Annotated in this window: 21 protein-coding genes and 1 tRNA gene; 7 read left to right on the plus strand and 15 right to left on the minus strand. The window is 65.5% G+C overall.

Features of this window, described 5'->3' with window-relative positions; translation table 11 throughout:
• The first annotated feature begins 112 nt into the window (after positions 1-112).
• Entirely contained in the window at positions 113-1,315 is a 1,203-nt protein-coding gene (locus tag ACQY4Y_RS06545) for an ABC transporter substrate-binding protein (protein WP_428489743.1), read from the plus strand.
• Between the two features lie 26 nt (positions 1,316-1,341).
• On the opposite strand, the gene ACQY4Y_RS06550 is transcribed toward ACQY4Y_RS06545, so the two are convergent.
• Positions 1,342-1,418: transfer RNA gene (locus ACQY4Y_RS06550), tRNA-Ile, on the minus strand.
• Between the two features lie 156 nt (positions 1,419-1,574).
• On the opposite strand from ACQY4Y_RS06550, the gene ACQY4Y_RS06555 reads away from it, so the two are divergent.
• Entirely contained in the window at positions 1,575-2,372 is a 798-nt protein-coding gene (locus ACQY4Y_RS06555; protein WP_428489744.1) for an exodeoxyribonuclease III, read from the plus strand.
• Between the two features lie 38 nt (positions 2,373-2,410).
• On the opposite strand, the gene ACQY4Y_RS06560 is transcribed toward ACQY4Y_RS06555, so the two are convergent.
• From ACQY4Y_RS06560 to ACQY4Y_RS06570, 3 genes are all read right to left on the minus strand, one after another.
• Entirely contained in the window at positions 2,411-2,734 is a 324-nt protein-coding gene (locus ACQY4Y_RS06560; protein ID WP_428489745.1) for a hypothetical protein, read from the minus strand.
• A 312-nt stretch (positions 2,735-3,046) separates the two neighbouring features.
• Positions 3,047-3,436: a hypothetical protein gene (locus ACQY4Y_RS06565; protein ID WP_428489746.1), complete on the minus strand. Its 390-nt coding sequence runs from the start codon at positions 3,434-3,436 to the stop codon at positions 3,047-3,049.
• A 338-nt stretch (positions 3,437-3,774) separates the two neighbouring features.
• Positions 3,775-4,014 (minus strand): hypothetical protein, encoded by a 240-nt coding sequence (locus ACQY4Y_RS06570; RefSeq protein ID WP_428489747.1) that lies wholly within the window; start codon positions 4,012-4,014, stop codon positions 3,775-3,777.
• A gap of 231 nt (positions 4,015-4,245) precedes the next feature.
• On the opposite strand from ACQY4Y_RS06570, the gene ACQY4Y_RS06575 reads away from it, so the two are divergent.
• Positions 4,246-5,259 carry a GlxA family transcriptional regulator gene (locus ACQY4Y_RS06575; RefSeq protein WP_428489748.1) on the plus strand — a complete coding sequence of 338 codons (1,014 nt, stop codon included), beginning with the start codon at positions 4,246-4,248 and terminating at the stop codon, positions 5,257-5,259.
• A gap of 97 nt (positions 5,260-5,356) precedes the next feature.
• On the opposite strand, the gene ACQY4Y_RS06580 is transcribed toward ACQY4Y_RS06575, so the two are convergent.
• The 6 genes from ACQY4Y_RS06580 to ACQY4Y_RS06605 all read right to left on the minus strand — a co-directional run bounded on the left by ACQY4Y_RS06580 (position 5,357) and on the right by ACQY4Y_RS06605 (position 12,991).
• The gene (locus tag ACQY4Y_RS06580; protein ID WP_428489749.1) at positions 5,357-6,082 is read right to left on the minus strand and encodes an ABC transporter ATP-binding protein; all 726 of its coding nucleotides are present in this window, start codon (positions 6,080-6,082) and stop codon (positions 5,357-5,359) included.
• Positions 6,075-8,063: an ABC transporter permease subunit gene (locus tag ACQY4Y_RS06585; RefSeq protein ID WP_428489750.1), complete on the minus strand. Its 1,989-nt coding sequence runs from the start codon at positions 8,061-8,063 to the stop codon at positions 6,075-6,077. The genes ACQY4Y_RS06580 and ACQY4Y_RS06585 overlap by 8 nt, the downstream gene beginning before the upstream one ends.
• A gap of 7 nt (positions 8,064-8,070) precedes the next feature.
• Complete coding sequence (locus ACQY4Y_RS06590; RefSeq protein ID WP_428489751.1) at positions 8,071-9,000, minus strand: branched-chain amino acid ABC transporter permease; 930 nt, start codon at positions 8,998-9,000, stop codon at positions 8,071-8,073.
• A gap of 9 nt (positions 9,001-9,009) precedes the next feature.
• Entirely contained in the window at positions 9,010-10,254 is a 1,245-nt protein-coding gene (locus ACQY4Y_RS06595; RefSeq protein WP_428489752.1) for a branched-chain amino acid ABC transporter substrate-binding protein, read from the minus strand.
• A 208-nt stretch (positions 10,255-10,462) separates the two neighbouring features.
• Positions 10,463-11,983, minus strand: coding sequence for an MDR family MFS transporter (locus tag ACQY4Y_RS06600; RefSeq protein WP_428489753.1), 1,521 nt, complete (start codon positions 11,981-11,983; stop codon positions 10,463-10,465).
• Between the two features lie 93 nt (positions 11,984-12,076).
• Positions 12,077-12,991 carry an SDR family NAD(P)-dependent oxidoreductase gene (locus tag ACQY4Y_RS06605; protein WP_428489754.1) on the minus strand — a complete coding sequence of 305 codons (915 nt, stop codon included), beginning with the start codon at positions 12,989-12,991 and terminating at the stop codon, positions 12,077-12,079.
• Between the two features lie 164 nt (positions 12,992-13,155).
• Here ACQY4Y_RS06605 and dcd point away from each other — a divergent pair, with 164 nt between their 5' ends.
• The 3 genes from dcd to ppa are packed head-to-tail and all read left to right on the plus strand — an operon-like array spanning position 13,156 to position 15,537.
• Positions 13,156-13,710 (plus strand): dCTP deaminase, encoded by a 555-nt coding sequence (gene dcd / locus ACQY4Y_RS06610; RefSeq protein WP_428489755.1) that lies wholly within the window; start codon positions 13,156-13,158, stop codon positions 13,708-13,710.
• A gap of 15 nt (positions 13,711-13,725) precedes the next feature.
• On the plus strand, positions 13,726-14,988 hold the full coding sequence (gene murA / locus ACQY4Y_RS06615; RefSeq protein ID WP_428489756.1) for a UDP-N-acetylglucosamine 1-carboxyvinyltransferase: 1,263 nt from the start codon (positions 13,726-13,728) through the stop codon (positions 14,986-14,988).
• An 18-nt stretch (positions 14,989-15,006) separates the two neighbouring features.
• Entirely contained in the window at positions 15,007-15,537 is a 531-nt protein-coding gene (gene ppa, locus ACQY4Y_RS06620; RefSeq protein ID WP_428489757.1) for an inorganic diphosphatase, read from the plus strand.
• A 13-nt stretch (positions 15,538-15,550) separates the two neighbouring features.
• On the opposite strand, the gene ACQY4Y_RS06625 is transcribed toward ppa, so the two are convergent.
• The 4 genes from ACQY4Y_RS06625 to ACQY4Y_RS06640 form a co-directional block, all read right to left on the minus strand.
• Positions 15,551-16,396: a DUF1932 domain-containing protein gene (locus tag ACQY4Y_RS06625; RefSeq protein ID WP_428489758.1), complete on the minus strand. Its 846-nt coding sequence runs from the start codon at positions 16,394-16,396 to the stop codon at positions 15,551-15,553.
• A 145-nt stretch (positions 16,397-16,541) separates the two neighbouring features.
• Positions 16,542-17,228, minus strand: a complete 687-nt coding sequence (locus ACQY4Y_RS06630; protein WP_428489759.1) for a cold-shock protein — start codon at positions 17,226-17,228, stop codon at positions 16,542-16,544.
• 362 nt (positions 17,229-17,590) lie between these two features.
• On the minus strand, positions 17,591-19,636 hold the full coding sequence (locus tag ACQY4Y_RS06635) for a phosphatidylglycerol lysyltransferase domain-containing protein (RefSeq protein WP_428489760.1): 2,046 nt from the start codon (positions 19,634-19,636) through the stop codon (positions 17,591-17,593).
• A 17-nt stretch (positions 19,637-19,653) separates the two neighbouring features.
• Positions 19,654-21,306, minus strand: a complete 1,653-nt coding sequence (locus ACQY4Y_RS06640; RefSeq protein WP_428489761.1) for a lysine--tRNA ligase — start codon at positions 21,304-21,306, stop codon at positions 19,654-19,656.
• Positions 21,307-21,484: 178 nt separating this feature from the next.
• On the opposite strand from ACQY4Y_RS06640, the gene ACQY4Y_RS06645 reads away from it, so the two are divergent.
• Positions 21,485-22,234 (plus strand): SDR family NAD(P)-dependent oxidoreductase, encoded by a 750-nt coding sequence (locus ACQY4Y_RS06645; protein WP_428489762.1) that lies wholly within the window; start codon positions 21,485-21,487, stop codon positions 22,232-22,234.
• A 104-nt stretch (positions 22,235-22,338) separates the two neighbouring features.
• Here ACQY4Y_RS06645 and ACQY4Y_RS06650 read toward each other — a convergent pair whose 3' ends face one another.
• Positions 22,339-23,028 carry a hypothetical protein gene (locus ACQY4Y_RS06650; protein WP_428489763.1) on the minus strand — a complete coding sequence of 230 codons (690 nt, stop codon included), beginning with the start codon at positions 23,026-23,028 and terminating at the stop codon, positions 22,339-22,341.
• Positions 23,029-23,080 lie beyond the last annotated feature (52 nt).

The following is a 23,080-nucleotide window of genomic DNA, read 5'->3' on the forward strand; positions in this document are numbered from 1 at the left end:
CGGGGGCGCGGTCCGCGGTTCGGGCCTGCAAGCAATAAATGCCGTGATCGGCTATTCCACCCGGGCCGCGCGACGTGTAGCATTGGCGTAAAATAAGTCGGGGGGCTGATAAATGTCCAGACGCATGGTCTTGGCGGGACTTGCCGCCTCCTGTCTGCCGTTGCGTGTCCGTGCCGCCGAGGCGACGCCGGGGGTGACCGCCAGCGAGCTGAAGATCGGTAATACCGCGGCCTACAGCGGACCTGCCTCGGCTTACGGGATCATTGCCCGGACCGAGGCCGCGGTGTTCAGGATGATCAACGACCAGGGCGGGGTTGGCGGGCGCAAGATTGTTTATGATTCGCTCGACGACGGCTATAGCCCGCCGAAGACGGTGGATCAGGTGCGCCGCCTGGTGGAGCAGGACCAGGTGGCGTTCATCTTCGCGACCATCGGCACGCCGACCAACACGGCGATTTCGCGCTATACCAACGCCAAAGGGGTTCCACTGCTGTTCCTGGGCAGCGGGGCGAATAAATGGGGCGATCCGCGGCACGCGCCCTGGGTGATGGGCTGGCAACCGAGCTACCGGACCGAGGCGCAGATCTATACGCGCTACATGCTGGCCCAGAAGCCGGACGCGAGAGTCGGGATTCTTTACCAAAACGACGATTTCGGCAAGGACTATCCGGCCGGGGTGCGCGACGTGCTGGGCGCCGATTTTGACAAGCGTGTGGTCAAGGTAGTTTCCTATGAAACCACAGATGCGACGATCGATTCGCAGGCGGTGGCGCTGCAGTCGTCAGGTGCGGACGTTCTGATTACCGCCGCGACGCCGAAATTCGCCGCCCAGATGATCCGCAAGATCGCCGATCTGGGCTGGAAGCCGTTGCATTTCATGACAAACGTGTCGATTTCGGTGGGATCGGTCATCACTCCGGCGGGGCCCGAGAACGCGACCGGGATGATCAGCGCGGCGTATCTGAAGGACCCGACCGACCCGAGCTGGAAGGACGACGCCGGAATGAACCAGTGGCGGGCGTTCATGGCCAAGTATATGCCGGACGCCGACCTGACCGATGGGGGCACGGTGTTCGGCTATGGCGTGACGATGTGCCTTTGGCAGGTGCTGAAGCAGTGCGGGTCGGATTTCTCGCGGGCAAATATCATGAAGCAGGCGGCGGCCTTGCACGATGTGGAACTGCCGGTGCTGCTGCCGGGAATCACGGTCAATACCAGTGCGACGAATTTCCATCCGATCCGGCAGATGCAACTGACGCGCTGGACGGGGAAGCACTTCGAGCGGTTCGGCCAGGTGCTAGAGGGCACCACATAGGGGGCCAACGGGAGGTGTTGGTGTTGTGGTGCGCCCGGCAGGACTCGAACCTGCAACCGAGCGGTTATGAGCCGCCAGCTCTAACCAATTGAGCTACAGGCGCGCACGGCGCTTTAATGCTCGCAGCGCCAGGGGCGCGTCAACGCAAAGGCTGGGGCGACGACCACGCCGGCGCGAGGAGGGTGCCGCGCCGTGGCGCGAGGAGTATGCCGCGACGTGGCGCGAGGAGTATGCCGCGCCGTGGCGCGAGGGATGAGGCTTGAAGATCGCCACGTTCAATATCAACAACGTCAACCGGCGGCTGCCCAACCTGCTGGGATGGCTACGGGCGGCGGAACCGGACGTGGCTTGCCTGCAGGAATTGAAGGCAGAGTCCGGAGCGTTCCCGATCGCCGCGATCCGTAACGCGGGCTATGGGGCGGTGTGGCAGGGCGAGCGCCGTTGGAACGGGGTGGCGATCCTGCGCCGGGGCGGCGAACCGGTGCTGACCCGGAAGCACTTGCCGGGCGATCCGGCCGACAGCCAAAGCCGCTATATCGAGGCGGCGGTAGAGGGCGTACTGATCGGTTGCCTTTATCTGCCGAACGGCAACCCTCAGCCGGGGCCCAAATTCGCCTACAAGCTCGCCTGGTTCGAGCGGCTGATCGCGCACGCGGCCGAGTTGCGGGCGACCGGCCTGCCGGTGGTGCTGGCGGGCGACTACAATGTAGTGCCGACGGATGCCGACATCTATCCGTCGAAGTCCTGGGCCAAGGACGCGCTGCTGCAGCCGGAAAGCCGGACGGCGTTCAGGCGGATGCTGGACCAGGGCTGGACGGATGCGATCCGGGCTCGGCATCCGAGCGGACCTGTATATACGTTCTGGGACTACAAGCGTGACCGCTGGCGGCGCGACGCCGGGCTGCGGCTTGACCACATCCTGCTGGCGCCATCGGTGGCGGGGCGATTGGCCGATGCCGGGGTCGATCGTGATGTGCGGGGCGAGGCGGGGGCGAGTGACCACGCCCCAGCTTGGGTGGTGCTGGGGCCGCCTCGGCGGAGAAGCGACGCCGGCTGAGCGGCCGGCGCGGAGCCGGCCACCACGGCCTGGGCGGACTACTTGCCGCCGTTGGTGATGGAGCTTTTTCTCTGCTCCATGGTAGCGGCGCGATTGTTGTTCGGGCTGCTGTGGGTTCCCGGGACGACGGCCTTTCCAGTCGCGCCGGGAGTAGCGGGGTTCGATTTTGCGCCATACCCGGGTTTGGCGTCGGCAGCTTCATTCTGATTGCGGGTCGGTTGGGTGGCGGTGGTCTGTGCCATCGCGGCGATCGGGGCAACGGCCAGCACGGCGGCACAAACGAAGTGGTAGAGTTTCATCAAGTCTGCTCCTGGAGCTTTTAGTTTGGTGGTATGAACACGCGGCCCGAACGTTCCGCTCAAGCTGCGATCATGCTCTAGACGAGCCGCATGCCGGCGGCAACTTGTGACCACGCCATCACGTCGAGCGGTGGAATCACGATTTGGAATGATCGGCCGGTTCAGTATCAGAGATCGTTGTCATGACCTGACCGGCTGAAGGCGGACCGGGCGGGCCGCGGTAATCGCAGCGGGCCGGAGTAGCAGCGGTGGACAGCGGATGATCCGCAAGGTCGTGTTGATTGCGAGGCGGCGGCGCGCGTGGCGCCGTCCGCAAGAGGCTTCCTCCGGCTAAGAGCCGCTCTGCCGAGACCGTGGACCGGCCGGCCTATTCGGTCAGAAGCCGGTGGGGCCGACGGCGCCTATCCAGCGGCTGACCTTGGATGGATCAGCATCGTCCATGTAGAACAAGTGGACCATGGATGGGTGCTTGGTCGGAATGCCGGGGTCATCGAATTTCATGCCGACGGTGCCGTGGAAGATCTTCAGTGACGGACTGTCCCAGTATTCGACCACTTGGTGCTTCGCGGTGAAACCGGTGTCGATGAAGGCACGCAGGTTTTCCCGGATCGTCTCGCGTCCGTGCCAGTCAGCTACGCCGAGGTTGCAGACCGCGTCCTCGGCGAAACAGTCGAAGCCTTTGCCGAAGGTCTTGGCGTCGATCTCCTGCCACATATCCAGCAGCCATTGGGGGGGCGCCATTTTGGTGAAGCTCTGGGTGGTCATGCGGTTCTCCGTGGGTTGCGATCGGCCGACGTGCGCGGCGGCGCTGGCCGTTGTCGGTACGGTGCCGACGAGGGGGAGACGATCGGGGCTTGCCTGACCGGTGAAGCCGGAGCCCCCTCGGTGAAACGATGTTACGACGTCAACAGACGCAATATAGCGGCGGCTATTCTGGCGGAGGTGCCAATTCGGCGTCGTTTTCCGCCAACTCCAGCGCGCCAAGGGCGCAATGAGGCTGCCGCCGGTTTGGCGAGGGAGCCGATGGCGGGGCGGACGGGCGGCGGGCTCGGGGCGCGGCAGGGTTGGCGCAGGCCCGGTTGCCCATCGGCAGGATGGGCAAATCAGGCCGGTTCGCGCACCCGCGTCCTGGACGCTTGGGGAATCAGGCAGCTTGGCAGGGGTTTTGACATGATCGGCGCAACGCCGGTGTCGGGCGCCTGCGGCGTCGGTTCGGGGCTTTCGCCGCCGGGCGGCAGGTGCCGCGGCGAGGGACCGAGGCGCCATAGCTCTGCTCCGGCAATGACGATCGGCATGCCGAAGGTGAGGGCCATGCTGCATAGCATCTGGGTGGCGGGGGTCATGGCTGAAGTCGTCCGGTTGAGCAGGAGCAGGCGGAATCAGGCTTCATCGAAACCGCGGATCAGTCAACTGTCTGGCTCTGGGCTTCCCGGGCCACCGGTGCATGCGAAAGCCGGCGCGGTGGACGACGGAGTGGACAGGATCGGCCGGGCCAAGCAGATTTGGCGGAAATGGTAAACCGCCCTCGCTTCGTGCCGGCCCCGCCCCTTCGACTCGCGCCGCATATGGTGCGCGTGATCGAGATTCTGGCCTTTCCGGCGGTGCAGCTGCTGGATGTCACGGGACCGTTGCAGGTGTTCGCGACGGTGAACGATCTGGTCGCCGAAGCGGGAGGTGCACCGCCCTATGCGCCTCGGGTGGTGGCGCGGAGGAGCAACGATGCCCAAAGCAGCGATGCGGGGAGCACCGATCCGGGGGGCGGCGAAACGGCGGGCGCCAGCGTGACCGCATCGGCCGGGCTGAGGCTTTTCGCGGACCCGCTTCCACCAGTCGACGCGGCATTGGATACGCTGATGGTCGCTGGTGGGCCGGGTGTCGAAGCGGCGTCGGCGGACCCAGTTCTGATGGAATGGGTGCGGCAACGGGCGGTGCGGGCGTGCCGCGTCGCGTCGGTCTGCACCGGGGCATTCCTGTTGGCGGCGGCCGGTCTGTTGGACGGCAAACGGGCGGCCACCCACTGGTCGCTGTGCGCGGACTTGGCTCGGCGCTTCCCGGCGGTGCGGGTGGAGCCGGATCCCATCTTCGTGCATGACGGCGCGGTGTGGACCTCGGCGGGGGTCACGGCGGGCATCGACCTGGCGCTGGCGCTGGTGGAACAGGACCTGGGCCGAAGCCTGGCGCTGGCGGCGGCTCGCTATCTGGTGATGTTCCTGAAGCGGCCGGGCGGGCAGGCACAGTTCAGCGCCGCGCTGTCGCTGCAGACGGCGGAGGACCGATTCGGGGCGCTGCACGACTGGATCAACGCGCATCTGGATCAGGATATCTCGTTGCCGGTTCTGGCCCGCCAGGCGGCGATGAGCGAGCGCAGTTTCAGCCGCCATTATGCCGAGGCAACCGGGCTGACGCCGGCCCGAGCGGTGGAACGGCTGCGAGTGGAGGCGGCGCGGCGGCTGTTGTCGGACTCGGGCCTGCCAGTGAAGCGGATCGCGCAGCGTTGCGGGTTCGGTTCGGAGGAGACCATGCGGCGCGGTTTTCTGCGGCTGCTGGCGGCGACGCCGCAAGATTATCGCGCGCGTTTCAGCAGCTGAGTGTTTGTGCGTGGATGTTGCACGGGCCTTGGCCGGCCGCAGGCTTGGCGTGTCGGCGGGCTTGGCCGCCTGGAGCCAGGCTGTCGATGGTGGCCGATCAGGTCAACTGCAGTTCGCCGAGATAGGCCTCGCGGATCGCGGGGTCGCGACGCAGTTCCGAGGCTGAACCGGACAGCACGACCTTTCCGGTCTGCAGCACGTAGGCGCGATGGGCGATCGACAGCGCCATGTTGGCGTTCTGCTCGACCATGAAGATCGTGGTACCCTGGCGGTTGATGGCGCGGATGATCTCGAACACCTGCTCTACGTACAGTGGTGACAAACCCATTGACGGTTCGTCCATACAGATCAGCCTCGGCCGGGCCATCAACGCTCGGCCGATGGCGACCATCTGCTGCTCGCCGCCGGACAGTGTGCCGGAGACCTGGTTCAACCGCTCCTTGATACGAGGAAATAACGAATAGACGCGATCAAGATCTTCGTCAAACTCCGGCCCATGCTTGCGGGTGTAGGCACCCATCTCGAGATTTTCGTAAACCGTCATGCGCGGGAACAGTCGGCGCGCCTCCAGCACCGGGGCGATGCCACGGCGGACGCGTTCGGCGGTGGACATTTTTTCGATCGGGGCGCCGTCGAAGATCACTGAACCGCTGGTCGGGCGGACGACACCCATGATGGTCTTCATCGTGGTCGATTTGCCGGACGCATTGCCGCCGAGCAAGGAAACGATCTCGCCGTCGCCGATGCTGTAGTTGACGTCCTTCAGCACGTGCAGGTCGCCGTAATGGGTGTTGACGTCCTGGAACCGCAGCAGGTCAGGCATCGACCATGCCCTCGGCCAGGGTGCCGCGCCCGAGATAGGCCTGCAGCACGGCCTCATTTCGGCGCACCTCGTCGGGTGTGCCTTCGGCGATCTTGTCGCCATGATCCAGAACCACGACCTTGTTGGCGAGGCGGGTGACGACGTCGAGCTTGTGCTCGATCAGCAGGATGGTCAGGCCAAGCGCGTGCAGGCTCTTGATCTGTTCGGCGAGTTCCAGGGTCTCGGCCGGGTTCATTCCGGCGGTCGGCTCATCCAGCAGCAGGATGTGCGGGCGGGACGCCAGGGCGCGGGCGATCTCAACGCGACGGCGGTTGGCGTAGGACAGGTGGCTGACGGTCTGAGTCGCACGCGGCAGCAGGCGGTTGCCGAACAGCGCCAGGATTTCGCTGGCCCAGTCGCGCGCGGCGGCTTCCTCCCGGCGGGTCGCAGGAGGGCGGAACACGGCGGCTATGGGCCCAGTTTTCAGCCGGGCGTGCTGGCCGATCAAAACGTTGTCGAGCACCGAGAGGTTGGTGAACAGGCGGATGTTCTGGAAGGTGCGGGCGACGCCGCGGCGCAGGATCTGGTGCGGGGGCAACCCCAGCAGGTTCTCGCCGTTGAAACGGATGGCGCCGCCATCGGCGTGGGTCAGACCGGTGATGACATTGAACAGGGTGGACTTGCCGGATCCGTTCGGCCCGATCACCGCGACCACGCTGCCCGCGGGAACGGTCAGATCGACTGCGTTCAGCGCCACCAAGCCGCCGTAGCGCACGGTGACGCCACTGACTTCCAGACCCTTGTGGCCGCTGTGGGCGAATTCACCGAGGCCGGCCAGCGAGGTGAAGCCGCCGCGGTGGATTTCGGCGTGCTGCTGCTCGAAGGTCAGCGCCGACTGCTTGCGGGTGGCGGGGATCAGGCCGTCGCGGCGATACAGCATCATGAAAACCAGGATCAGGCCGAAGATCAGTTCGATCGACTGGGTCAAGTCGATACGCAGCATCCAAGGCTGGTTGATCGCCTGGCCAAGGTCGTGGATCCAGCCGGAAAGGTCTTCGAGGAACCAGGATTGCAGCAGTTGCAACAGCACCGCGCCGACGACGACACCCCAGACGCTGCCCATGCCGCCGAGCACCACCATGACCAGGATCATGACCGAGACCGGGAAGCCGAACATCTCGGGCGTCGCGGTCTGCAGCTTGGCGACGTAGAAGGTGCCGGTTGCGCCGGCGAACGCGGCGCCAATGGCGAAGGCGAGCAGCTTGGTGCGGGTCCGGTCCACGCCCATCGCCGAGGCTGCAGTCTCATCCTCCCGGATCGCCATCCAGGCTCTGCCGATCCTGGAATCCCGCAGGCGGATACTGACGAACATCAGCAGCGCCACCAGCGCGATGGCGACGTAGTAGTATGGGAAGGCGGTGACGCCGAAACTATGGCCGAACAGCCGCGGCGCCTGGATGCCGTTCAGGCCGGCGGCGCCGTTGGTGACCGAATCGACGTTGCGCACGACGATCGGCACGATCTCGCCGAAGCCCAGGGTGACGATGGCGAGATAGTCGCCGCTCAGCCGCAGGGTAGGAGCACCGAACAGCACACCGAAGCCGGCGGCGATCAGCGCCGAGACCGGCAGCATGATCCAGAACGATACGCTGAAATGGACCAGGTCGCCGCCGGGGTTGGGGACACGCTGCACCAATTCGAGCCAGGCGAACGGCTGCCAGAACGGACCCCAGTGCGGCATGATCTGGAACGAGGTGAGGATGCCGTAGGCGTAGGCTCCGATGGCGAAGAACGCGGCGTAGCCGAGATCGAGCAGGCCGGCAAAGCCGACGACGATGTTGAGGCCGAGTGCCAGGATGGCGTAAGCGGCTGCGTTGGCGGCGGAATCGATGTCAGCATCGTTATTGTGTAGCAACGGGAATGCAACGGCTGCGATCGCGACCAGTAGGGTGAGGCCCTGCTGGCGACGGGCCAACGAAATTCGGCTGAGCAACTCGGTCATGGCGGGATCACGACTTGTTCGGAGCGACGCGGCCGAGCAGGCCGGCGGGGCGGAAGACGAGCACGAGAACCAGGATCGAGAAGATGATCACGTCGGTCCAGGCAGTGGCAATGAACTGGCCGCCCATCGCCTCGATCAGGCCGATGATGACGCCGCCCAGCATGGCGCCGGGAACGTTGCCGATGCCGCCCAGCACGGCGGCGGTGAAGGCGCGCAGGCCAGCGGTGAAGCCGATGATGAAGCTGGTGAAATTGTAGTACAGGCCGAAGATCAATCCGCCGGCGCCGGCCAGGGCCGATCCCAGGAAGAAAGCGATGATGATGACGCGATCGACCTCGACGCCCATCATGCGGGCGGCTTCGGGGTCCTGCGCGGTGGCCCGCATCGCCCTGCCCATCTTCGAGCGCTGGACAAAGAAATGCAGGCCCAGCATCAGCAGCACGGCGATCGCCCAGATCAGGACCTCGCGCAGCCTCAGCACCGCGTCACCGATGGCCCACTGCACCGGCGGCAGCGGATTCGGATAGTTCTTCGAATCCGCTCCGACCAGCAGCAGGATGATGTTGAACAGCACGTAGGACACGCCGATGGTGGTGATCATCGCCGCCGGACCTTTGACGTTGCGCAGCGGGCGCAGCGACAGGCGTTCGATCACCACGCCAAGCACGCCCGACGACAGCATGGTGACGATCAGAGCCACCAGCATGACGCCGATCAGCGGCAGCCCGGTCATCGTCACTGCCTGGCCATTGATGCCCATCAGTTGCAGCGTCCACATGCCGACGAAGCTGCCGACCATGAAGACGTTGAAGTGGGCGAAGTTGATCAGTTCGAGGATGCCATAGACCAAAGTAAAGCCGAGGGCGAGCAGCGAGTACATCGCCCCCAGGCTCAGTCCGTTGATGGTCTGCTGCAGCAGCAGGTCGGAGAACGACACGGGTGGCGATCAGGCCGACGGGGCGACGCCGATGTAGTGGTACTGCCGCATATCGTCGGCCGGAATGCTCTTGTCCTGCCTGATCTGGAACACGCTGATAGTCTTGTCCTGCAGGTCGCCGTTGGCGTCGAATGAGACCGGGCCTTGCAGTGTGCTGACTTTCACCGCCTGGATCGCGTCGCGCACGGCGGCGCGGGTCGGTGCCTTGCCACCGTCGGTGACCTGCTTGATGGCGGCGATGATGACCAGGGCGGCATCGTAGGCGGTGACCGCGTAGTCGTCGGGATCGACATGGTATTTCGCCTTGTAGGCCTTGACCCAGTCAGCGGTTTTGGCTTCCTCGGTGACATGCGGTGAGGCGACGGTGGCGTACCAGCCTTCATTGGCGGGGTAGCCGACGGCGGACAGCATTTCCGGACCCTGCATGCCGTCGCCGCCTCCTTTGATCATCTTCGGCACAATGTCGTAAGCCTGTTTGGCCAGCTTGACGCCGGCCTGCAGGACGCCACCGTAATAGATCGCCTGCGGGTTCAGCGACTTAATCTTGGTCAGCACCGCCGTGTAGTCGGCGGCTTTCGGGTCGAGGCGGTCGCGGCCGAGAACCTTGATGCCCTTCTTTTTCGCCTGGGCTTCAAACGCGTCGGCCAAGCCGACACCGTAGGCGCCGCTGTCGTCCAGTATGTACACCGTCTTAACGTGCAGCACGTCAGCGTAATAGTTCGCCATGTATGGCCCCTGATAGGCATCGGTGGCGACGGTGCGGAAGTAGATCGCCTTGCCCTCCGGGCGATACTGCTCGGCGAATTTCGGATCGGTTATGTCGGGGTTGGTCGAAGACGGGGTGATGGTGGCGAGGTCGCCCTCGCTGAGGATCGGCGCCATGGCCTTTCCGGCGCCGCTCATTTGCGGACCGATCGCCGCGACGGTGGCCTTGTCGGAGACCATTTTGCGGGCGTTGGTGGCGGCCTGGGCGGGATCATATTGGCCGGCGGTGGCGGTGCCGTCGTCGTAGGGGGTGACGACGATCTTGTAGCCGTTGACGCCGCCTTTGGCGTTGACCGCGTCGAACGCCATCATCGCGCCGTACTCGACCCGCTTGGCGGATTCGGCGTCGGCGCCGGTCAGCGACAGGTCGAGCCCGACAGTCACCGTTTTATCCGCCGCCCAGGTGGGACGGATACCCAATGTGCCGATCAGGGCAAGGCTGGTGCCGGAGAGCATTGCGGTTCGGCGTGTGAGATGGCGGCTGATCATTGTGGCGTCCCTTTCTGCATGGCTCCCATGCAATCAGGCTAGAAAATCAAGAGTTAAGCAAGGGGCGGGCCAGCCTGCGCGCAGTCTGAGGTTGGCCGGTGCCGGCGGCGGCGTCCGGGCGGGGGGCGGGCCCGGCGGTTGGAGTGGCGCGGCAAAGCGCATTCTGCCGAAGATTGCGGCAACATCGGCCGGTCTCGGGTCGCGTCGTTCAAGGCCGCCGCGGGCTCAGCGGCCGCTCTGGCGACAGCGCGACGACCAGGCAGGCGATCGAGGCGATGATCGCCCCCGCCAGGAAGGTGGTCGAAAGTGCGTGGCGATAGGCGAACACCATTGTGGCGTGGTCAGCCTGCGGCATTCCCTCGCCCGCGGTCGGGGCGCCAACCGCGCTGGGCAGCAGGGTCTGCAGCCGGGCGGTCAGGATGGCGCCCGACAGGGCGACGCCCACGGCACCTCCCAGCGAGCGGAAGAACGCCGCGGTCGCTGTGGCCGCGCCGAGATCCTGGCGATCCACCGCATTCTGGATCGCGGTCGTCAGGTTGGGAAACGACACGCCGATGCCGAGGCCGAGCGTCACCAGGGTGACCTCGGCGATCGGGACGCCGCCGCCGGAGCCGGCATTCCAGGCCAGGATGGCGAAGCTGAATGCGGCCACCAGCAGACCGGCGGTGACCAGGCGCTTGTAATGCCCGGTATGCGACACCAGTCGACCGCCCAGCACCGAGGAGACGATGACACCACCCATCATCGGGGCGATCAGCAACCCGGCCGTGGTGGGCCTGGCGCCTTGTACGAGCTGGAAATACAGCGGCAAGAACACCGCCGCGGCGAACAGGCCCATCGCCGCCAGGCCGATGACGAGCACGCTGAGCACAAAGATCTGGCTGCCGAACAGTCGCGGCGGCAGCAGCGGCTCAGCGGCCCGGCGTTCGTTGACCACCAACAGCCCGAGCGAAACGATGGCGGTGGCGGCCAGTCCAAGGACGACCGGGGAGACCCACGGAAAGGTATTGCCGCCCCAACTAAGCGCCAGCAGGCCGCTGCAGGTTGCCAGGCTGAGCAACAGCGCGCCGAAATAATCGACCTTGTGCACCACTCGCCTGGGGCGGTGGCGCAGGCCGATGCCGATCAGCGCCATGGCGGCCGCGCCGATCGGCAGGTTGACGTAGAAAATCCAGTGCCAGGACAAGGCGTCTGTGATCAGACCGCCAAGCAGCGGGCCGGCCACGCTGCAGGTGGCGAACACGCCGGCGAACAGACCCTGATAGCGGCCTCGTTCGCGCGGCGAGACCAGGTCGCTGATCACCGTCTGGGACAGCGCGATAAGGCCGCCGGCACCCAGGCCCTGCACGGCGCGGAACAGGATCAGTTCGGTGATGTCGCGTGCCTGGCCGCACAGCGCGGAGCCGATCAGAAAGATAGTTATGGAGACGAAAAAGGCAGGCTTGCGCCCGAACATGTCGCTGAGCTTGCCGTAGAGCGGCGTGGTCATCGTCGAGGCGACCATGAACGCGGTCACCACCCAGGACAAATGGCCGAGGCCGCCGAGGTCGATGACGATCCTGGGCAGGGCGGTGGCGACGATGTTCTGGTCCAGCGCCGCCAGCATCAGCGCCAGCATCAGGCCGGCGAGCACCAGCCAGAGCTTTTCGGGCCTGACGGGGGTCTGGTTGGTGAGCGGGTTGTCGCCGGACACAGCGGAGCCTAATCGCGGCTTGCGCGGAACGTTCACGGCAGGTGGGTCATGCATAATAAAGACGTGGCGCGCTTCCAGGCTGTCGCGTCATCGTCGCGCCAGCCTGGTCGCTCTGCCCATCAAGGCGCCTTACAGCGGATCCCAGCCGAACACCTCGCCGGAGCGATCGAGCGGCATGAACGCCGCCTTCATCGCCGGGATACAGTGTTCGGCGATGGCCTCAGGCGTCCAGCCGTCTGCACGATGCACGATGCGGATCGGGCGCGGCGAGCTGAACAGGATCATTTCGTTCATCCGGCAGCCGAACACCTGGCCGGTGACGCCTTTCGAGGCGTCGGACGACAGATATATCGCCATCGGCGCGTTCTTGTCCGGCGTCATCTGCTGGATCTTGGCCACCCGAGCCTGCTGCTCCGGCGTGGTGGCGGGGATCGAACTGGTCATCCGGCTCCAGGCGAACGGGGCGATGCAGTTGGATCGCACGTGGTAGCGCTGCATGTCGAGCGCGATCGACTTGGATAGCGCGGTCATGCCCAGCTTGGCGGCGGAATAGTTGGCCTGGCCGAAATTGCCGATCAGGCCCGACGTGCTGCTCATGTGCACGAAGGTGCCGCTTTCCTGCTTCCGGTAGTGTTCCGCGGCGGCGCGGGAGACGAAGAAGCTGCCATTGAGGTGGACGGCGATAACCGAGAGCCAGTCGTCCTCGGTCATCTTGTGGAAGATGACGTCGCGCAGGATGCCGGCGTTGTTGACCACGGCGTCGATGCGGCCGAAATGATCGAGCGCGGCCTGGACGATCTTTTGCGCGGAACCCCAGGCGGCGACCGATTCGGTGCAGATTTCGGCGACGCCGCCTTTCTGCTCGATCAGCTGCTTGGTCTGTTCGGCCGGGCTGGCGGACCCACCCTCGCCGGTCAGTGAGGCGCCGATGTCGGCGACGATCACCTTGGCGCCGGCGGCGGCCATCATCAGCGCAATCTCGCGACCAATTCCGCCGCCGGCCCCGGTGACCACAGCGACCTTACCCTGCATCATGCCTGGCATCGTTTCCTCCTGGATGTGAAGGCGGCGAAGCTAGGCGGGTCGGGCGGGGTTGTGAACCCAAGGCCGGATGCGGCGAGGGTCGGGGTGTTACATCTTGTTTGCGGCGCGGCCGACATTCGGGTTAGGACCAAGCGTGCCGCAACCAGAACGGAGCCGCCGCCGCGATGCCTGTGCTGTCCGATCGATGGATCCGCCGGATGGCGCACCACCACGGCATGATCGAACCGTTCGTCGAGTCGCAGAAGCGCGATGGCGTTATCAGCTATGGCCTGTCCAGCTACGGCTACGACGCTCGGATCGCCGATGACTTCAAGATCTTCACCAACATCGACTCCGCGGTGGTCGATCCAAAGGCGTTCTCGGCGACAAGCTTCGTGGACCGCAAGACCGATACCTGCATCATCCCGCCGAACAGCTTCGCGCTGGGACATACGGTGGAGTATTTCCGTATCCCGCGCGACGTGCTGGTGATCTGCCTGGGCAAGTCCACCTATGCTCGTTGCGGTATCATTGTGAACGTGACGCCGCTGGAGCCCGAATGGGAGGGCCAGGTCACCATCGAGATCAGCAATACCACCCCGCTGCCGGCCAAGATCCATGCGCATGAGGGGATCTGCCAGTTTCTGTTTCTACAAGGCAACGAGGCCTGTGAGACCAGCTATGCCGACAAGGCGGGCAAGTATATGGGGCAGCGAGGCACCGCGCTGCCGAGGATGTAACCGGCAAGGATGTCGATGGACCGAATTCGAATTCGCGGCGGCCGCCCGTTGTCCGGTGAGATCAGGGTCGGGGGCGCCAAGAACGCCGCGCTGCCGTTGATGGCCGCCGGCCTGCTGACTGACCAGCGGTTGACGCTGTCCAACGTGCCCATGCTGGCGGACGTGCGGACCATGACGCTGCTGCTGGCCCAGCATGGCATCGCGGTGGATCCGCTGACCGAGGACGGCCGAACCCTGTCGCTGGGTGGGGCGATCAGGAACAGCGAGGCGCCGTACGACATCGTGCGCAAGATGCGCGCATCGTTCCTGGTGCTAGGCCCTCTGCTGGCGCGGGTGGGCGAGGCTCGGGTTTCGCTGCCCGGTGGTTGCGGCATCGGCGCGCGCCCGATCGACCTGCACCTGAAGGGGCTGGAGCAGCTCGGCGCCCGCATCGTGCTGGAAAGCGGCTACATCGATGCTCGGGTGCGGGGTCGGCTGAAAGGCGCCACCATCGTGTTCCCGTTCGTATCGGTCGGCGCGACTGAAAACCTGATGATGGCGGCGTCCCTGGCCGAAGGCCGCACCGTGCTGGCCAACGCGGCGCGCGAGCCCGAAATCGGCGACCTTGCCGCGGGGCTGGTGGCGATGGGCGCCAGGATCGAGGGTATCGGCAGCGACACCCTGACTATCGAGGGCGTCGAGCGCCTGGGGGGCGCTGAACACGCGATCATTCCCGATCGCATCGAGACCGGCAGCTATGCCTGCGCGGCGGCGATCTCGGGCGGGTCGGTGTTCCTGCGCGGCGCGCGGCTGGATCATCTGGGCGCCACGGTGCGGATCCTGCGCGAGGCCGGCGTGGACATCGAGGAGCAGGCGGATGGGCTGATGGTGCGGCGACTGAACGGATTGCACGGCGCCGACGTAATGACCGAGCCGTATCCGGGGTTCCCGACCGACATGCAGGCTCAGTTCATGGCGCTGATGGCGGTGGCCGAGGGCGCGTCGATGGTGACCGAGACGATTTTCGAGAACCGCTTCATGCACGTGCCGGAACTGAACCGGATGGGGGCGCGGATCAACGTGCACGGTGCCTCGGCGATCGTGCGCGGTGTGGGGGGGTTGTCCGGGGCGCCGGTGATGGCGACCGATCTGCGTGCGTCGCTGTCGCTAATTCTGGCCGGGCTGGCAGCCCAGGGCGACACGATCGTCAGCCGGGTGTATCATCTGGATCGCGGCTACGAGACGGTCGAACGCAAGCTCGCCGCCTGTGGGGCGGATATCGAACGGATCGCTGGTTAGGATCAGGGACACAGGGTCATGCGCATCGACGCCATCGCGATCGGCAAGAACCCGCCGCAGGATGTCAACGTGATCATCGAGGTCGCCATCGGCGGCGAGCCGATCAAGTATGAGATGGACAAGGAGGCAGGCACTCTGGTGGTCGATCGGTTCCTCTACACGCCGATGCGCTATCCGGGGAACTACGGTTTCGTGCCGCACACGCTGTCCGATGATGGCGACCCGATCGACGTGCTGGTGGCGAACACCCGGCCGATCGTTCCCGGTGCGGTGATCAACGTCCGTCCGGTCGGCGTGCTGAAAATGATGGACGAGAGCGGCGGCGACGAGAAGATCATTGCGGTGCCGTCAGCCAAACTGACCCAGCGCTATGTCAACGTGCATAACTATACCGACCTGCCATCGATAACGGTGGTGCAGATCCAGCATTTCTTCGAGCACTACAAGGATCTCGAGGAGGGCAAATGGGTGAAGCTGCAGGGCTGGGGTGACGCAGCCGAGGCGAAGGCGCTGATCGTCGAGGCTGTTGAGCGCGCAGGGCGCGGCTGACGGATTTCAGGGTTCAGTTCGACTTGTCGCAGAACGCGTCCAGCGCCTTGGTTTCGCTGCGTGGGCCGTCGAAGTCGTCGGCGATGCGCCGATACAGCCGAGCGGCGGACTGGTAGAAACCGTCGCCGGTCTGGTCGGGTCCGACGAAAGCGGCGATCTCTTCCATCTCGGCGACCCAACGATACGCCTTGCTGTGCATCTTGGGCATTTGCGCGGTCAGCCATTTCAGCAGTGCCGGCTGGCTGACCCGCATCTCGGCGATCAACGCCTCGGCAGTGCCGGCGCGGGTGGCGGCCAGCATCATGGTGGCGCCCAAGGCGGTGAAGCCCTTGGTGATCCCGGCATAGGACATCTTCATAGCCGACGCCGCGCCGATCGGGCCGGGCTGCACCGGCATCGACAGGCCGTATTGCTGCAGGACGGTGACTTTGGCTGCATCCGGCCCGGACAGGTAGATCCGGGTCTTGCTGGAATCGAGGTCGGGCGGCGGTCCGATGATACCGCCATCGACGAAGCCGGCGCCTGAGTCCCGGACCACATCAGCGATCCGCAGCACCGTATCGGGGCTGACCGCGTTGCAATCGAGGTAGATCGGCTTGCGGGCGGCGGCGCGCATCGCCGGCACCAGGGTCTCGGCCAGAGCGAGCGCCTGTCCCGGCGGCACGATCGAGAGGATGAAATCGGCCTCGGCGATCTGACCGAGGGACGCGGCGGCCATTCCGGCGGCTTGGGCGCGGGCCATGGTGGCGGCGGAACGGCCGGTTAGCAAGGTGCGCACCTGGGCACCGGCGGAGGTCAGTCGTTTGGCGACCGCACTTCCCATCATGCCCGGGGCGATGACCGCGACAATCGGTGGCATGGGCGGTTCTCCTAGGGCGGGTTCGACAGAATGGCGCAGACCCAGGATGGCGCATCAAGGAGCCAAGGAAAAGCCCGGCGAGGCAAAAGACCCGGGACGAGATCTTCGCCGCCGGGTCTTTTCGGATCTTTGCAAACGGATTTGGTCAGTCGGTTCGGATAGAAGCCGCCTCTGGCCCCTTGGCACCCTGGACGACATCCATCCAGATGGTCTGGCCTTCGGCAAGTTGCATGACGCCGGCGCGCTGCAGGGCGGAGGCGTGGACGAAAACGTCCTTGCCGCCTTCGGCCGGGGCGACGAAGCCGAAGCCCTTGGTTGCATTATACCACTTGACAATACCCTGCATTTCCACGGCCGGGCCGGTCGGGGGACCGCGGCGAGGAGCGCTGGGTCGATCGCCGTAGCCGCCGCCTGGGCCGCCGCCGCCTGGGCCACCGAAGCCGCCGGTGCGGGAGGCACCCGCGCCGCGTCCGGCAGTGGGTGTCGCGGTGCTTTCATCTACCGAGATCACCTCCGACACCTGGCGGCCCTTCTGGCCTTGACCGATCCGCACCCGCAGCGTCGCCCCTGGACTGACCGCGCTGTGCCCGGACTGGTTCAGGGTGTTGGCATGCAGGAATGCGTCGCCGGAGCCATCGGAAAGCGCCACGAAGCCGAATCCCTTCTCGGGATTGAACCACTTGACGGTGGCGTCGTGTTCGGGACCGAAACCGGCGGAGGAGGGCCAGGATGGTGCGGGCCGCGGCATGTCGCCTGGCGGGGCACGATCGAAGCTGAAGTCATCATCGAAGCCGCGCCGCCGGCTTGGGCGTCCGCGGCCACGGTTGGTCATGTTCAAGAGAAAATCGTCCCTTTTATCATAAGCGTTGTTCAATGCGACCGATGCCGCTGTCGCGGCAAGATCGCCGGTTTGCTCCCGTCGGGCGGTTTCAAAGGCATGGCCGGTGCAGGATATTACCAGCCTCACACTAAATCTTCACGACAGACAGCGCACTATATCGGCTGCGATGGATTTCGCCCATAGCGAATCGGGAGAAAAACCGCCGAGATTGAAAGTTCTTTTTGACTTTGTCGTGGCAAGTATCGTCGCGTTCCGGGAGGCTCGTAGTAGAGGACTGATTCGGCGCCGAATTTCGGGTTTCGTGGCGGATCGCCTTGGAACTGTCTGGGGATCGGATTCCGGGCGCCGATGCGTCAGACGGCGGCGGCAACGCCGGTACGCAGACCTTGCGCGAGGTTCGGCAGCACCGGCAGCAGCAGATTAAGGTCGCGCTCGGCCTTGCACACCAGGTATTGCTCGGCGACCGGCGTGTCGCCCTCGGATTCCGGAAGCGGCAGGCCGTCGGGCCCCAGCGGCAGGGCGGTCAGGCCGAGATCGCCGTAGACCTTCAGCAGGTCGGGTCCGGCATGCCAGACGGCGGCATCCAGACCCTCTTGTTGCGCCAGGTCCCGCAGCCGCCAGATCGCCGAGATCCGGTCAGTGTCGTCGCCGACGGGGTCGCCAAGGCCCAGCAGGACCCGGCCGCAGCGGCGGAACGGGATCGCCGCGCGGGCGGATTCGCCGAGTACGACGCCATCGGCGGCTTGGACGAGGCGGCCGCCCATGCCTAACAACAGTTGGCGGGCGTTGCCGTCCCACGGCAGGTAGTGGACGCGGCCAGGTCGCAGCAGCAGCCAGATCGCGGTCAGCCCCAAAAGTACCGCGATGGCGACGGTCAGCCGCACGGTGTTGGGCAAATCGCGAGAGATGACCACCGCCCAGAACGCGTTGTTCTCCAGCAGGCGGGTTCGCGGCCGGGTAATTGCCAGCGAGAACAGGCACAGCCCGAGCAAGGCGAGGGTCAAGGCGCTGCCGGGCTGCAACGGCCCGGTCATCAGATGCGGGTGGCGATAGAAGCAGGCTCGGAACGGCGCCAGCAGCAGGATGGTGAGCACAAGTATGCCGGCGACCCAGAGCCGGTTGTCCTGTGTGGCGGTGAAGGCCGCGCCCAGCACTAGCAGGAAAATGGTCAGGCCCCAGGCCAGGTTGACCCGGTGCGACAGGCCCAGCGCCATCATCACCAGGCCGGCGCCGATCAATGACGGCACGAACTGGCCGGCCTGCCTGGCGAAATCTCCGAAGTCCGGGTCGATCCAGGTGAAATCCGCCTGCGGCGCCAGCACGCCGAGGCACAGCAGCAGCACGCCACACAGGCCGACCGCGCCGGTGGCGGCGGTGACGGCGAAATCGGGTTCGCTCCAGCGGCCGATCGCCTGCACCGGCGGCAGGCGGTTGAAGTGTCGCAGCAGACCGCCACCGCGCAGCAGGATCTCGTTGCCAGCGAACAAGGAGCCGGCGAGGAACAGCGGGATGACATAGTAATAGAGGCGGAACACCAGGATGGCGCCGATGATGTGCGGCGCGCTCATGTACGGCGACAGCCCGAACAGCATCGCGGTGTCGAACACACCGATGCCGCCGGGCAGGTTGGCGGCCAGGCCGGCGGTGTAGCAGGAGACATAAACGCCCAGGAAGATCAGCCAGGTCAGGCCCGGGGCGTGCGGCAGCAGGGCGAAGAAGATGGTCGCGGTGACCGCGACATCGACGGTGGCGAGCAGCACCTGGACGATCGCCATGCGCCAGCCGGGCAGCTCGATGTCGTGGCCGAACAGCCGGACGCGGCCGAACACCCGGGCCAGCGTGACGTAGCCGAGGACGACCGCCCACAGCAACGCGCCGACGCCCCACATTGCAATGGCCGGAAGGTGCTGGCCGAAGAACGGGATGGCACGCGGTTCCACAAACAGGATCGCGCCGCCCAGCACCATTCCGCCCAGGGCGAAGGTCAGGCTGCAGAACGCCACGGTCTTGCCGATCTGCAGCGGGGTCAGGCCCCAGTGGGCGTACAGGCGATAGCGCACCGCGGCGCCCGAAATCGCAGCGAAACCCAGGTTGTGTGACAGGGAATAGGCGCAGAACGAGGCGAACGCCACGCGCCCATAAGACACTCTATGGCCGGCATAGATGGTGCCCAGGCGGTCATAGAAGGTCAGAATAAAGTAGGACAGGATTGTCCAGCTGAAGGCGAACACCAAGGCGTGGACCGGGATCGCCGACAGCGCCGCGCCGATGTCCTTAAGGCGCAGGTGGCGGAACTCCCGCTGGACCACGTAGATCGCACCGATCAGCAGCACGACGCCCAATGCGGCGGGCGCATGACGAGCCCAGCTTTTGACCGCGGTCCGCCGGTTCGCCGTCACCGTCAGGCCACCATCCGTCAGGCCGCGTCCGCTCTGCGGGCGAGCGCGGCGTGGATCAGCGCGATCGTCTCCGGGACGCCATACAGGGCGACGAAGCCGCCGAAGCGGGGACCCTCGGACTGGCCAAGCAGGACCTGGTAGAGGCAGCCGAACCAGCTCCGCAGATCGGCGAACGGATGGCGCTTGCCGACCGCGAAGACCGTGTTCTGGATGGTTTCGGCGGCGGCATCGGGCAGCGTGGCCAGAGTGGTGGCGAGGTCTTCCAGCGCGGCTTTTTCCATCGGGTCGGGGTCGCGGTAGCGCTTTGCTGGGCGGACGAAGTCCCGGTAATAGGCGATCGCGTGGCCAACCAGCCGGTCGAGGAACGGCTGGGTTTCGGGACTGGCGCCAGGGACGTAGCGTCGGATGAAGCCCCAAAGGATGTCGGGCGAGTCGGCGTTCACCACGCTGGCGAGGTTGAGCAGCATGCCGAACGAGATCGGGCTACCAGCATGGTCGGGCGGGCGGGCGGCGTGGATGTGCCAGGCCGGATTGGTTCTGCGGTCGGATCCCTGTGCGGCCGCGACGGGCATCGCGGTTTCGGCCCCGCCATCTTGCAAGCCGGCATCTTGCAAGCCGGTATCTTGCAAGAGTGTAGCGGTGTTGGCGACATATTCGTCGACCGCCCTGGGGATGACGTCGAAATACAGCCGCTTGGCGCGCTGCGGCTGGTTGAACATGAACTGCGCCAGTGATTCGTTGGGGGCGTAGGTCAGCCAGTCCTCGACCGACAGCCCGTTGCCCTTGGACTTGCTGATTTTCTGGCCGTGCTGATCAAGGAACAGTTCATAGGTCATGCCCTGCGGCGGCTGGCCGCCGAGGATGCGGCAGATCCGCCCAGACAGCTTGACCGAATCGGCCAGGTCCTTGCCGGACATTTCGTAGTCGACGGACAGCGCAAACCAGCGCATCGCCCAATCGGCCTTCCATTGCAGCTTGCAGGCGCCGGCCTTGACCGAGGTTTCGAAGCGCTCGCCGCTGGCAGGGTCTTGCCAGGCCACCGTGCCGGCGGCCGGGTCCACATGCTGCATCGGAACCTGCATGACGATGCCGGTCTGGGGGTGAATCGGCAGGATGGGTGAATAGGTGGCTTGGCGTTCGGCGCGCAGCGTGGGCAGCGTGGCGGCCATGATCGCGTCGTAGCATTGCAGCACCCGCAGCAAGGCGGCGTCGAAGCGTCCGGCCTTGTAATATTCGCTGGAGGAGGCGAATTCGTATTCGAAGCCGAAGGAATCGAGGAACGCGCGCAGCCGGGCGTTGTTGTGGGCACCGAAGCTGTCGTGGGTGCCGAACGGGTCGGGGATCCGGGTCAGCGGCTTGCCAAGGTGCGGCGTCAGCAGGTCGCGGTTGGGGATGTTGTCGGGCACTTTGCGCAGGCCGTCCATGTCGTCGCTGAACGCCAGCAGTCTTGACGGCAGGCCGGTGATTTCGCTGAAGGCGTTGCGCACCCAGGTGGTGCGGGCGACCTCGCCGAAGGTTCCGATATGGGGCAGGCCGGACGGGCCGTAGCCGGTTTCGAACAGAGCCGTATGCTTGCCCGATGCGGCGAGGCGAAGGGCTACTTTCCGCGCCTCCTCGAACGGCCATCCCTTTGGGATATCGGCCAACGTATTGCGGACTGTATCGGACATGGTCCGGAAGCTATGGAGCGGGCCGCGTCAGGTCAATCGGAACCATCTGCATTCACTGCGATGGACAGAATTTCATACAGGCGGGTCTATCGCGACAAGGCGCCTGGAGCTGTCGCGTGATTCGCGCGCCTTGGGCTTTCCGCCCACAGTCGCGGTCATACTTTACGAGGAGGCCGGGATGGCAAACATTACACTACCCGCCGCGCTGTCGATGCAGGGCAAACGGGCCCTGGTGACCGGCGCGGCGAGCGGAATTGGACGGGCGACCGCGATCGTGCTGGGCCAGCTCGGGGCGGAACTGTTGCTGGCGGACCGCGATCCGATGGAGATGACGCGCGACGACGTCGAGGCGGCGGGCGGCGCATGCCGAGCGATGCGGGGCGACCTGAGCGAGGACGCATTCGTCGCCTCATTGTTCGCGGCGGACCGGGTTCATGCGGTGGCCCATTGCGCCGCGATCCTGGACGCCAAGCCGTGGACCGAGGACCCGGGCTGGCATGATCGGTTTCACCGGGTGATGGATATCAACGTCCGGGTACCGCTGCAGTTGGCGACGGCGGCGGTCGAGCACATGGCGGCCCAGGGCGGCGGCCATATTGCCTTGGTCGGGTCGGTGGCGGGCAAGACTGGTGGCACTTCGCTGACCACGCCGCCGGATTACGCCGCATCGAAAGGCGCGCTGCACACGCTGGTGAAATGGCTGTCGCGCAACGCGGTAGGACGCGGGGTACTGGTGAACGCGGTGGCGCCCGGGCCGGTGGAGACGCCGATGACGCGCGGCTACAACCTTGGACCGACGCTGCCGATGGGCCGCATCGGGCGGCCGGAGGAACTGGCATGGCCGATCGCGTTTCTGTGCACCTCGGCCGCCAGTTACCTGTCGGGTGCGATCCTGGATGTGAACGGCGGAGCGTTTGTCGGGCCGTAAGCGGGGGCTATAGGCCCCCGCTCGGTTCGGTCCTGCGCTGGATCGCTGGATCGCTGCTGTCTCCCAAGTCCGACGCATAGTGCGGCGAACTTCGGAGGCAGGAGCTACATTGGCGGCTTCACGCCGTTGGCGCCGACGACGACCGCGTTGGCCATCGTCTTGTCGCCGTCTTTCGTCGCATTGACGAAGACCGTGGCACCCTTGGTTACTTCGGACATGGTGCCCGGCTTGAAGGTCACGATCGGTGCGGTCGGCGGCACCAGGATGGTCTTCTGGCCGCCCTTATAGGTAACGGTTAGTTGCTTGGCGCCGTTTTTCGACGACTCGGTGGCGACGTTGCCGTTGGTCATCGTACTGTTCACCTCGGGTGTGGCGGACGACTTGGTCACCGCGGCGACGTTGCCGTTGGTCATTGCGCTCGCGGTCTTGGCGCCTCCGGCCACGGTGGTATCGGGCAGCTCATCCCAGGCATAATGGCCATCCCCGGTGCCCCGCATCGCGGGGGGGAAGATCACGACCTCGAGCGCCACCAGCATCGAGCCGACGCTTTTGGTCGCGGTGCCGATGTAGCTGTCCTTTTCGATATTGTTGAGGCTCGATTTCATCACTTGCAGGTATTTCGTGCTGCTGCCCAAGACGATCGGGACATCGGTGCCGGCTTCGGTATGAACGGTCAGGCTGTCGCTGCCGATCTCGGACACCGTGCCGCGAACCCGCTCGTGCGTCGGAGCCGCGAATGCCGAAACCGAAAGTGCGGTGGTGGCTGCCAGGGTGAGCCCGAGTATTCGGTTCATTAATGTTTTCCTTCGGTTTGGCGGTGTTTCCGCGAGTGCTTATGTGACCATA

Origin of the sequence: Rhodopila sp., assembly GCF_965277165.1 — a bacterium.
Lineage (GTDB): Bacteria > Pseudomonadota > Alphaproteobacteria > Acetobacterales > Acetobacteraceae > Rhodopila.

What these genes read in the sequence shown, in the direction of transcription:
- ppa (WP_428489757.1), top strand. Translation starts at nt 15,007, where the DNA reads ATGCGCATCGACGCCATCGCGATCGGCAAGAACCCGCCGCAGGATGTC.
- ACQY4Y_RS06565 (WP_428489746.1), bottom strand. Translation starts at nt 3,436, where the DNA reads ATGACCACCCAGAGCTTCACCAAAATGGCGCCCCCCCAATGGCTGCTG.
- ACQY4Y_RS06605 (WP_428489754.1), bottom strand. Translation starts at nt 12,991, where the DNA reads ATGCCAGGCATGATGCAGGGTAAGGTCGCTGTGGTCACCGGGGCCGGC.
- ACQY4Y_RS06595 (WP_428489752.1), bottom strand. Translation starts at nt 10,254, where the DNA reads ATGATCAGCCGCCATCTCACACGCCGAACCGCAATGCTCTCCGGCACC.
- murA (WP_428489756.1), top strand. Translation starts at nt 13,726, where the DNA reads ATGGACCGAATTCGAATTCGCGGCGGCCGCCCGTTGTCCGGTGAGATC.
- ACQY4Y_RS06650 (WP_428489763.1), bottom strand. Translation starts at nt 23,028, where the DNA reads ATGAACCGAATACTCGGGCTCACCCTGGCAGCCACCACCGCACTTTCG.
- ACQY4Y_RS06585 (WP_428489750.1), bottom strand. Translation starts at nt 8,063, where the DNA reads ATGACCGAGTTGCTCAGCCGAATTTCGTTGGCCCGTCGCCAGCAGGGC.
- ACQY4Y_RS06640 (WP_428489761.1), bottom strand. Translation starts at nt 21,306, where the DNA reads ATGTCCGATACAGTCCGCAATACGTTGGCCGATATCCCAAAGGGATGG.
- ACQY4Y_RS06645 (WP_428489762.1), top strand. Translation starts at nt 21,485, where the DNA reads ATGGCAAACATTACACTACCCGCCGCGCTGTCGATGCAGGGCAAACGG.
- ACQY4Y_RS06570 (WP_428489747.1), bottom strand. Translation starts at nt 4,014, where the DNA reads ATGACCCCCGCCACCCAGATGCTATGCAGCATGGCCCTCACCTTCGGC.
- ACQY4Y_RS06545 (WP_428489743.1), top strand. Translation starts at nt 113, where the DNA reads ATGTCCAGACGCATGGTCTTGGCGGGACTTGCCGCCTCCTGTCTGCCG.
- ACQY4Y_RS06625 (WP_428489758.1), bottom strand. Translation starts at nt 16,396, where the DNA reads ATGCCACCGATTGTCGCGGTCATCGCCCCGGGCATGATGGGAAGTGCG.
- dcd (WP_428489755.1), top strand. Translation starts at nt 13,156, where the DNA reads ATGCCTGTGCTGTCCGATCGATGGATCCGCCGGATGGCGCACCACCAC.
- ACQY4Y_RS06630 (WP_428489759.1), bottom strand. Translation starts at nt 17,228, where the DNA reads ATGACCAACCGTGGCCGCGGACGCCCAAGCCGGCGGCGCGGCTTCGAT.
- ACQY4Y_RS06580 (WP_428489749.1), bottom strand. Translation starts at nt 6,082, where the DNA reads ATGCCTGACCTGCTGCGGTTCCAGGACGTCAACACCCATTACGGCGAC.